At 59.4% G+C, this 1,985-nt stretch carries 3 protein-coding genes; all 3 read right to left on the bottom strand.

Annotated elements, in window-relative coordinates; genetic code table 11:
* A partial coding sequence (locus Talka_RS11820) for a flagellin N-terminal helical domain-containing protein (protein WP_484421949.1) occupies positions 1-112 on the bottom strand: 112 nt, incomplete at its 3' end.
* Between the two features lie 197 nt (positions 113-309).
* Positions 310-1,725 (bottom strand): flagellar filament capping protein FliD, encoded by a 1,416-nt coding sequence (gene fliD / locus Talka_RS11815; RefSeq protein WP_143891514.1) that lies wholly within the window; start codon positions 1,723-1,725, stop codon positions 310-312.
* Between the two features lie 115 nt (positions 1,726-1,840).
* The coding region (locus tag Talka_RS11810; RefSeq protein ID WP_281289658.1) for a flagellin at positions 1,841-1,985 on the bottom strand (145 nt) is incomplete at its 5' end.

The raw sequence follows: 1,985 nt of genomic DNA, 5'->3' as shown, positions 1-1,985 counted from the left end.
TGCGCAGGCCCGACGACAACCGCGCCAGCGCCGTGCCCATCGCCGCCTGCGAACCATTGAGGTTGCGCTGCGCATTCAGCGACATCACGTTCGTGTTGATCACCTGTGGCATGTCCGTGCTCCTTGCTTGACTCGTCGTGGCCTGTCACCCTCTCAAGCCGCAGGCTTTAAACCACGTTCCCACTCAGGCAGCGATGCATGCCGACCGCGAGGAGTGCACAGGTGCTTGTATCTTCAGCGATCTTTGCGCAGCTAAAGCAAAAAAAAACACCCCCAACGGGGTGTTTTTCTGGTCTTGCCTTGAGATCGTCAGCGTGATGGGGTCTTGTTCCACTGGGCGATCTGCTGGCCCACATATTGCCCAAGGCTGTTGAGGCGGGCGAGGTTGCGATCCAGACGGCTGTATTGCTCGAGCAGCCGCTCTTCGGTGCGGCTGGCCTTTTCGTTGATGCGCTTGGCTTGATCGTTGAGGCGGCCGATTTCGTTTTCAATGGCCTTAACCTTGCTGTTGACGCGGCCGTCGCTGGCCAGCGCACCGGTCGTAAAATCGCGGAATTGACGGGCAAGGCCCTGGGTTGGGCCGTTTGTGCCCGCCAGCATGTTTTGCAGATCGGAAGGGTTGTTTAGCGCTGCTGACAATTTGCTCTCATTGATTTTGAGCGACCCATCACGCTGCATCTCAACACCAATATCCGACCATGTGCGCATCGTCGGATTGGCGGGGTTGTCGGTAAAGATCATCCGGCGCAAAGCCGATTGCAGCGCCACGACGGCGCTGTCGCCTTGCAAGGGGCCCGCTTGTCCGCTTTTCGCGTCGTATTTCAACGCATCGGACAGCGTGCTGTTGAGCTTGTTGTAGGCGTCAACAAAGGCCTGCAGGGCTTTTTTGACGCTGTCTTGATCTTGTTTGACTTCGACCGTCACCGGTTGAGATGTGACTTCCGACACCGTCAGCGTCACGCCCGGAATGGCGTTGGCAATGGTGCGGTCAGACGAGGTGACTGAAACGCCATCGATGAGCGCAACGGTATTTTGCGCGCTCTGAGTTAATGTTAGTCCAGCCGTGCTGTTCTCAGGATCGTAAGCAAGACGGGATAAGCCAAGGTTATCCGTGTCATTGCCATCATTGTCCGACACTTGGATGCGGAACCCTTGATTTTCCCCAGTGCCGGTGGAGCGGATGACCAGCCGTTGACCGCCTCCATCATTCAACACAACAGCCCGCACGGACGTGGTGGCTTGGTTGATTTTGTTGGCGATGTCGCTTAAGGTGTCGGTGGCGTTAACGGTGACGGTAATGGGGCTCCCAGCACTTTGAAAGGTAGGGCCGCTTTGCCATGCGCCCATTTCGATCGTCAACGTGCCCGACCCGATAGGCCCGCCGCTGATGACTGCCGATTGGGCGACTTGCCCGCGGGCCAGCTGCTGGACTTGGACGTTGTAGGAGGCTGGGGTCGCGGTGAACGCCGCCGAGCCAGCAACCGCCTGCGATGAGCTTTTGACGGTCATGGCGTTGTAGGTGCTGCCCAGCGTCAGGGCCCGCAAGCTGTCGTCAAGGGCCGCTAGCTGCCCTTTGATTTGACCGACGACCGACAAGCGAGCTTGTGCCGCGGCTGTGCGCAATTGGATGCTGCTTAGCGGCCGTTTTTCAAGCTCCACCAGCTGGGAAACGATGTTTTTGACGTCTAGTCCGCTGCCGATACCGGTGGACGTGATGGTGGGCATGGCTCAACCTCCTTGAAGGGTGCCGTGGACTCAGTATGCGTCGCCACCGTAATCCAGTCAAGCCGAAAAAGGGGTGGCCCGTCCGGTTGCCACCCCTTGCAGCCTCATGTCGCCTTCACCGCAACAGAGCCAGGACATTCTGCGGCAGCTGGTTGGCCTGGGCCACCATGGCCACCCCCGCCTGCTGCAGGATCTGCGCGCGCGAGAGAGCCGCGGTCTCCGCCGCAAAGTCCGCATCCTGGATGCGGCTGCGGCTGGCG

Origin of the sequence: Tepidimonas alkaliphilus, from assembly GCF_007556595.1 — a bacterium.
In the GTDB taxonomy this organism is placed as follows: domain Bacteria; phylum Pseudomonadota; class Gammaproteobacteria; order Burkholderiales; family Burkholderiaceae_C; genus Tepidimonas; species Tepidimonas alkaliphila.
This window is presented reverse-complemented; position numbering and strand designations above follow the sequence as displayed.